This is a genomic window from Shewanella sp. SP2S2-4 (assembly GCF_031932025.1).
GTDB classification, from domain to species: Bacteria; Pseudomonadota; Gammaproteobacteria; order Enterobacterales; family Shewanellaceae; genus Shewanella; species Shewanella baltica.
In genome coordinates, this window is sequence record NZ_JAUOER010000012.1 from 153662 (window position 1) to 161893 (window position 8232).

Genomic DNA, 8232 nt, shown 5'->3' on the forward strand with positions numbered 1-8232 from the left:
CGACTTCTGTCAGTTTACAAAGAGAGCAATGCAATGTCGATTAACTACAAATTGGTCATCGATGATCTAAGAGTGCAATTAGGCGACCACCCTGTCACGGATGATCCCGTCCGTCGTTTTGCTTGGTCCACCGATGCGAGTTACTTCAGAATCGTCCCAGAAGTCGTAGTCCATGCCGAGACCCTAGAGCAAGTTAAACAGACCTTAGCGGTAGCCAGGAAGCATAATGCGCCCGTGACTTTTAGAGCAGCGGGCACCAGTTTATCGGGCCAAGCTATCGGTGAGGGCATACTGCTCATTCTTGGTCATGATGGTTTTAGAAAGATTGAAGTCAGTAGCGATGCCAAACAAATTACCTTAGGTGCCGCTGTCATTGGTTCCGATGCCAATGCCGTATTGGCGCCACTTAACCGCAAAATTGGCCCCGATCCTGCGACCATTGCCTCGGCTAAGATTGGCGGTATTGTTGCCAATAATGCTTCAGGTATGTGCTGCGGCACTGCCCAAAACAGTTACCAAACGATCGCCTCTGCAAAGCTGCTTTTTGTCGATGGTACAGAGCTAGATACTGGCTGTGAGAAATCAAAGGCTGAATTTGCTAAAACCCACGGCAAACTACTCGAGGCGGTCAAAGAGCTGTCACACATGACTCGCCATAATGCGGTATTGGCAGACCGTATTCGTAAAAAATATTCGATCAAGAATACCACTGGCTATGGTATCAACTCGTTACTCGATTTTACCGATCCCTTCGACATCATTAATCATTTAATGGTGGGTATGGAAGGCACCCTCGCCTTCATTAACGAAGTCACCTACAACACAGTCAATGAGGCTAAATTTAAAGCCTCGGCCATGGCCGTATTCCACAATATGGAAGATGCCGCCCGCGCGATTCCATTGATCAACGGTGAGAGCGTTGCAGCGGCTGAGCTCCTAGACTGGCCATCTATCAAAGCGGTAACGGGTAAGCCTGGTATGCCGGACTGGTTATCGGAATTGCCCGCATTATCCGCTATTTTGCTTATCGAATCCCGTGCCGATGACGCGCAAACCCTCGAGGCTTATACCCAAGATGTCACCGCGAAACTCGCCGGCTTTGACTTTATTCGCCCAATGGAATTTAGTACTAACCCAGCAGTTTGTGACAAGTATTGGGCAATGCGTAAAGGCTTATTCCCCATTGTGGGTGGCGAGCGGCCAAAGGGCACCTCGGTCATTATCGAAGACGTAGCCTTCGAACTCGAGCATCTAGCGGCAGCAGCACACGATATTACTGAGCTTTTCCATAAACATGGTTACCCTGAAGGCTGTATCTATGGCCATGCCCTAGCGGGTAACTTCCACTTTATTATTACGCCGACTTTCTCTACCCAAGCCGATATCGACCGCTTCCATGCCTTTATGGACGATATTGCCGATATGGTGATTAATAAGTACGACGGTTCAATGAAAGCCGAGCATGGCACCGGCCGTGCTGTGGCGCCGTTTGTCGAAAAAGAATGGGGGCAAGATGCCTACACCCTGATGAAAAGTATCAAGCAAGTGTTTGATCCTAATGGTATCTTAAACCCAGGTGTTATCCTCAACGACGATAGCAATGTCCACGTTAAAAACATCAAGCCCTGCCCTGTGGTCGATGATTTTGTCGATAAGTGCATCGAATGTGGTTTCTGCGAAAAAACCTGCCCAACATCGGCGCTGAACTTCTCGCCGCGCCAGCGTATCGCCACTTTGCGTGAAATCGAACGCTTAGAGCAATCCGGTGATAAAGCCGCCGCAGCCGAAATGCGCGCCGCCGCTAAGTACGATGTGGTTGATACCTGCGCCGCCTGTCAGCTTTGTACTATTGCCTGCCCGGTTGACAACAGCATGGGCCAATTGGTGCGTAAGTTGCGCACGCCATACATCACGACCACTGAGCAAAAAGTCTTAGATTTCCAAGCCAAACATTTTGGCGCGGTCAACCAAGTGATCAGCTCAGGTTTTGACATGCTCGGGGTTATCCATAAAATCACTGGCGATGGCATCACCAATGCGCTAATGAAAACCGGCCGTTTGATTTCAAAAGAAGTGCCCTATTGGAATCCGGATTTCCCCAAAGGCGGCAAACTGCCAAACCCCTCCCCTGCAAAAGTGGGCCAAGAAACTGTGGTCTACTTCCCTGCTTGTGGCGGCAGAACCTTTGGCCCAACGCCAAAAGATCCCGATAACCGCACTCTGCCCGAAGTCGTCGTCACCCTGCTGGAACGCGCAGGTTATAACGTGATTACCCCTGAAAAGACCCGCGATTTGTGCTGTGGTCAAATGTGGGAGTCTAAGGGCGACTTTAAAAATGCCGATGCCAAACGCCAGGAGCTTATCGATGCGGTGAGCAAAATGACCAACGGCGGCAAGTTGCCTGTGGTCGTCGATGCACTGTCTTGTACCTATCGCACCCTCACGGGTAACCCCAAAGTACAAATTATCGACTTAGTTGAGTTTATGCACGACAACTTGCTAACTAAGCTCAACATCAGCAAAAAAGTCAATGTATCATTGCACTTAGGTTGTAGCGCCCGCAAGATGAAACTTGAGCCTAAGATGCAGGCGATTGCCGATGCGTGCTCAGCCCAAGTGCTTAAACCTGCGGGAATTGACTGCTGCGGTTACGCGGGTGAAAAAGGCTTGTATAAGCCTGAAATCAACGCCAGCGCGCTGCGTAATATCAAAAAGCTCATTCCTGTCGAGATTAAGGAAGGCTATTACGCCAACCGTATGTGTGAGGTTGGCCTCACTCAGCACAGTGGCATTTCCTATCGCCACTTGGCTTATCTGCTCGAAGAGTGCAGCCGCTAAAACACTGACTAAACGGGGCTCAAAGTAGCCCCGTTTTTCTTTAGAAGACAACTATTCTCATTTATCGGCCGACACGCTTCAACTTGTAGTTAAATTACAAAATCAAACCATAATAAAGCAATTAAAATCATAAACTTAAAATATTCTCATTTTTGCAAAAATCTACAAGCTCATTTACTAAATTAGGGCTACTTATTTACTTTAGATAGGCCTATATTTGATCAACTACCTTAGCATTTGTGTGGACTTTGGGGGCACAATGCAAGGCAATGTCGTTCACTAACAAGAAAGAGAAAACACAATGAAAATCGCCCTTTTCATCCCGTGTCTAGTCAATCAAATGATGCCAGAGGTTGCTATTGCCACCTTGGAATTATTAGAGAAACTTGGGCACCAAGTGATTCTACCCGCGGGTCAAACATGTTGTGGCCAGCCGATGACAAACTCGGGTTGCTTCGATGCAGCGCGCAGTACCACCCTTAAATTGCTCAACGCCTTTAAGGGAGTGGAATGCGACGCTATTGTTTGCCCAGCCGCCTCTTGCTTAGTGGCCGCCAAAGAAAACTTCCACGAGTTTGATAGCAGCCCTGAAGCGCAAGCTGTGATCAACAAGCTCTATGAACTCACGGAGTTTTTACACGATATCGCGCCGATCCCCGCCTTTACCAAGCCCTTCGCGCACAAGGTAAGCCTACAACTGAGTTGCCATGGTATTCGCATGTTAAGCCTTGCGACACCAAGCGAGCAGATGGGGCCAAGATTTAACAAAGTCGAAGCCGTGCTCGCCAATATTGCGGGTATAGACATAGTCTATCCCGACCGTCGTGACGAATGCTGTGGCTTTGGCGGTACGTTCGCCGTCGATGAGGGCGCAGTGTCAGCCAAAATGGGCAAAGACAAGGCCCAAGCCCACGCGGCAACGGGTGCAGAGTATGTCGTAGGTTTTGATCCTTCATGCCTGTTGCACCTCGATGGCATGATCCGCAGACAGCAATTGCCGATTGAAATTCGCCACATAGCGCAAGTGCTGAACGCCGCGCTTTAGGAGACTCACCATGGCTTACAATCATAATCACGATGCTAGTCAAGGCTCACAGGTCCATGCCCATAAAGCCGATATTTTCTGCCGCGACGAAACCCGTGTCGACTGGCATTCAAAAGCGCTGTGGATGCTCAGAGAAAAACGCGACCGCGCCGCGGGTAGTATCCCAGAGTGGGAACAGCTGCGTCAGTTAGGCTCAGAAATTAAGCTCCATACGCTCACAAATCTTGCCCAATACCTCGAAACCTTTGAGCAAAACTGTATCGCCAACGGCATACAAGTCCATTGGGCAAAAGATGGCGCCGAACATAATCGTATCGTGCATGACATTTTATCGCGCCATAATGTCAAAAAATTAGTGAAGTCTAAGTCAATGCTGACCGAGGAATGTCACCTCAATCCGTACTTAGAACAACGTGGTATTGAAGTCATAGATACTGACTTGGGCGAGCGGATTATTCAGCTCGCCAAAATGCCGCCATCACACATAGTGGTGCCCGCTATTCACATGAAAAAAGAAGAAGTTGGCGACCTCTTCCATGAGAAACTCGGCACTAAAGCAGGGGCAGCCGACCCCTTGTATTTAACCCGTGCCGCCCGCGCACATTTACGAGAAAAATTCCTTACTGCCGATGCAGCGATGACAGGCGTGAACATGGCGATTGCTGACAAAGGCGCCGTGGTGGTTTGTACCAACGAAGGCAACGCCGACATGGGGGCTAACTTGCCTAAACTGCAGTTGCATTCAATGGGGATCGACAAAGTGGTGCCCGATGTGGACAGTGCCGCCGTTTTGCTGCGTACCTTAGCACGTAACGCTACGGGTCAACCTGTTACGACTTATAGCGCCTTTTACCGTGGTCCACAGCCTGCTGGCGAGATGCATATTATTATTGTCGACAATGGTCGCACTGAGATGCTTAAGGATAAAATCCTTGCAGAATCATTGAAATGTATCCGTTGTGGTGGTTGCCTCAATACCTGCCCTGTGTATCGTCGCTCCGGCGGTTACAGCTACAACTACACCATTCCAGGCCCCATTGGTATCGCTGTAGGCGCTAAGATTGATGACACTAACTCGATTGCTTGGGCCTGTACCTTGTGCGGCAGCTGTACCTATGTCTGCCCAACAAAAGTGCCGCTCGATAAGATTATTTTCCACCACAGACGCCTTAAGGCCGAAGCCGGAAAACTCCCTTATGGCAAAAATAGTTATATGCCATTAGTAGGTAAATTTATGGCAAGTGAAACCATGCTGAATTGCTCTATGAGTGTGGCGAGAACCGCGCTGCGCATTCTACCGGGCAGTCTGTTAAAACCCTTTAGCGGCGCATGGGGTAAATACCGTGAACTGCCCGTCGCCCCGAACTCCAGCTTCGAAGCTTGGTTTAAGAAACACAGGAGCCTATAAGATGTCTAGTAAACTTGAAATTCTCAATGCGCTCAAACTGTCGGCCTTAACCAATCATCCTATGCCAAGCATAGAAGTGGCGCCAAGGCTCGAAAATCTCGTCGGCCAGTTTGAGACTAACCTCAATACGGTCGCGGGTACGCTGCATAAAGATGGTGGCGTCCAAGCCCTACAAGCCAAAGTCGATGAACTCATCGCCCAAGGGTTGCAGGTGATCTCTTTAGTTGATGGCGTGACGGCAAACCGCGAAGTTCCCCCCACCGCCCATGAGCTAAGAGACATAAATTATGCGGTAATTCCAGGTGAAATTGGCGTTGCCGAAAACGGCGCCATCTGGGTGAACAATAAGAATCTAGGCCACAGAGTGACACCTTTTATCTGTGAAAACCTGATCTTAGCCCTACCAACCGATAAGATTGTGCCGACCCTACATCAGGCAGCTAAAGAAATCACGTTAGCCTCAGGTGAGTTCGGGGTGTTTATCGCGGGTCCATCAAAAACCGCCGATATCGAACAAGCCCTCGTCGTCGGTGCCCACGGCGCCTGCAGCTTGAACGTGTATTTGCTGTAATGCCTCAAGATTTAATGTAACCAAGAAAACACAAAGGTTACGGGACAATCGAAACACGAAAGCCGACCTTTATTGGCGGCTTTCTTATTTAAACGTTAGCATCAGATGGCGAACGGGCTGTTAAACACGGATGTTGTGCAAGTCAATCAGTGGATGCAAGGCCGCGCTGTCCAGCTCTTTGATGAGCCCCGCAGCCTAAAGCAATCGTTAGTGATAAGTAGAGGATCTTTATCAAGTCGCTTTAACCAGGTGCGATAGCACAATGCTGAGGATACCTTGCGAGTCTCCTCGACGCGGCTGGTCGTATTCTCGACTATCTCCATGAGGCATTTATAGTAAAGGTGGGTAAATGAACGAGGTATTACTACAAATAAAGGCGCTCACCAATGGCGATCCTTTGTTGACGGCTGTCATTGTTGGAGTATTAACATTTACGTTAATTGGGCTCGTAGGCTACATGTTAAAAGATGTCCCCGCGAAACTGTTAAGTGGGCTCAGTAGCCTGCTGTTTGTGCGGCTCACTATAGACGATAGTCATCAGGCGCGCGCAGAGGTATTCAATAAGCTGTCCTTTTTGATCAGTAATACTACTATTCCGTTTTTTTCACGCTCTATCTCTGAGGCTGTGTACTTTGACTATAGTGCGAGTTACGACGGGCGTGTCAGTGTTAAGTCTATTGGCTACGGTATGCACCTGTTTAAATACGCTGGTTGTTTCATGTTGGCTAGCCGTACTAAGGTCGATAGTACTATGGCATACGATTCGATTACTGTAAGTGCACCCTGGTGGGCAAAAGATAAACTACATAGTTTTTTAGAAGATACTCGTGGGGACATCTCTACTGAGCCAAAAGTGAATATTTTCGAGGAAACCGAATGGTGTCGCTACGGCACATTGAAATCATCGGGTTTTAGTGAATTAGTTCTAGATGAAGGGTTTAAGCAGGAGTTGATGAGGGAAGTTGATAACTTCGCCAGTCGGGGAAAATCGGTTGTCAGTAAGCTAACCATATTACTACATGGAAAAACGGGCACAGGTAAGACGGGTATAGCGAGGGCCTTAGCGGTTGAGTATCATCGCGATCTATACATATTGAATCTATCGACTGTCAATGATGCCACTATTCATAAGGCTATTAGAAAAGTACCGCCCGGAGCTATGTTGTTAATCGAGGACTGTGACTGTGTAAAGGCTACGGTATCACGTACTGCTGAAAGCAATGTAGATAACCCACCACTCACTTTAGGTGGCGTACTCAACGCGTTAGACGGCGTCATTCCACTTGATGACTGCCTTGTCATAATGACCACAAATCATCTTGATAATCTTGACCCTGCGTTGATACGTAAAGGTCGTGTAGATGTCAGTATTGAAGTACCACTTATCAGTGCAAAACAAGTTAATGAAGACTACTTTGAACGTTTTGGCGCAGTGCTTAATAGAACTGAGCCATTGTTAGGTTGTGAAGTCTATGAACTCCATCGTAGAGCGAACTTAAGATATGGTAGTGTCCATAATGCTGTGTGATTTCAGCAAAAATCTGGCCATCCATTTTAGATCAACAACATAATGCACTTTTGGTTTGTCTACAACTTGTACGAGCAAAAATTGCTTAAATTAGAGTCATTAAAAGTTGAAGGGCTAAAGTTGATGCATAAAGATGAGCTAACTCATTAAAAAATGGTGTATTTTAAACATGCCCACCCAATAAAACAAATGGGCAGTGATTGATTTGGATAAGCAAGGTACAGTGAGTTGCAGGACATGACATCCCATTTTTAAGCCAGGCCAGTCAATAATTGATTTTTTACTTTCTATAAGGGAACGACCAAGTGTTCTTGGGCGTTTTTATATTTGGATTAACCAATCGCAATGCATCGTATAGTTCGCTTCGCTTATATGGATAGTTGGGACTCAATAAAACTGATGAACCATTATTCATTTTCACTGAAATGAGGCTAGCGTTTGCGCCTATATTTGTACTGTGTTCAATCTCAATAATGTCTTGCGGATTGACGCTGAACGTCCATTCTTTAAAAGTAGGATGAAATGAGCTCAACTCAGAATTTGTAAGCTTGATATAAAATTTTGCCGGATGAGTAAGTAACCATGCTGCTAGCAACAATAGTACAAGCTCTGACCCAACAATAATATATTTTATATAAAACAAGAATTCGTCATAAAAAGGCTCATTTTTTGAAATCAACATCCAAATAAGCCAAAGGATAAGCGGCAAAAATAGCATATTGAAAACGAGCACTTTGGCTTGTTGTTTTCGGCTTCTTTCGTAATAGAAAAATGTGCGTTCGGTATGCATACATTTAACGTCCAGATTTAGCACGAAAAGCTGCGCGGCGGGTTGACGTTGC

General features: G+C 47.1%; 6 protein-coding genes. 5 read left to right on the forward strand and 1 reads right to left on the reverse strand.

Annotated elements, in window-relative coordinates; translation table 11 throughout:
* Positions 1–33: 33 nt before the first annotated feature.
* From Q4Q54_RS11975 to Q4Q54_RS11995, 5 genes are all read left to right on the forward strand, one after another.
* The gene (locus Q4Q54_RS11975; RefSeq protein ID WP_311988537.1) at positions 34–2838 is read left to right on the forward strand and encodes an FAD-binding and (Fe-S)-binding domain-containing protein; all 2805 of its coding nucleotides are present in this window, start codon (positions 34–36) and stop codon (positions 2836–2838) included.
* A gap of 301 nt (positions 2839–3139) precedes the next feature.
* Positions 3140–3883 (forward strand): (Fe-S)-binding protein, encoded by a 744-nt coding sequence (locus tag Q4Q54_RS11980; protein WP_006085148.1) that lies wholly within the window; start codon positions 3140–3142, stop codon positions 3881–3883.
* Between the two features lie 10 nt (positions 3884–3893).
* The gene (locus Q4Q54_RS11985; RefSeq protein ID WP_006085147.1) at positions 3894–5291 is read left to right on the forward strand and encodes a lactate utilization protein B; all 1398 of its coding nucleotides are present in this window, start codon (positions 3894–3896) and stop codon (positions 5289–5291) included.
* Between the two features lies 1 nt (position 5292).
* The gene (locus tag Q4Q54_RS11990) at positions 5293–5862 is read left to right on the forward strand and encodes an LUD domain-containing protein (protein ID WP_311988538.1); all 570 of its coding nucleotides are present in this window, start codon (positions 5293–5295) and stop codon (positions 5860–5862) included.
* A gap of 349 nt (positions 5863–6211) precedes the next feature.
* Positions 6212–7390, forward strand: coding sequence for an AAA family ATPase (locus tag Q4Q54_RS11995; RefSeq protein WP_311988539.1), 1179 nt, complete (start codon positions 6212–6214; stop codon positions 7388–7390).
* Between the two features lie 280 nt (positions 7391–7670).
* Here the strand turns inward: Q4Q54_RS11995 and Q4Q54_RS12000 are convergent, their stop codons facing one another.
* Positions 7671–8180: a hypothetical protein gene (locus Q4Q54_RS12000; RefSeq protein WP_006085143.1), complete on the reverse strand. Its 510-nt coding sequence runs from the start codon at positions 8178–8180 to the stop codon at positions 7671–7673.
* Positions 8181–8232 lie beyond the last annotated feature (52 nt).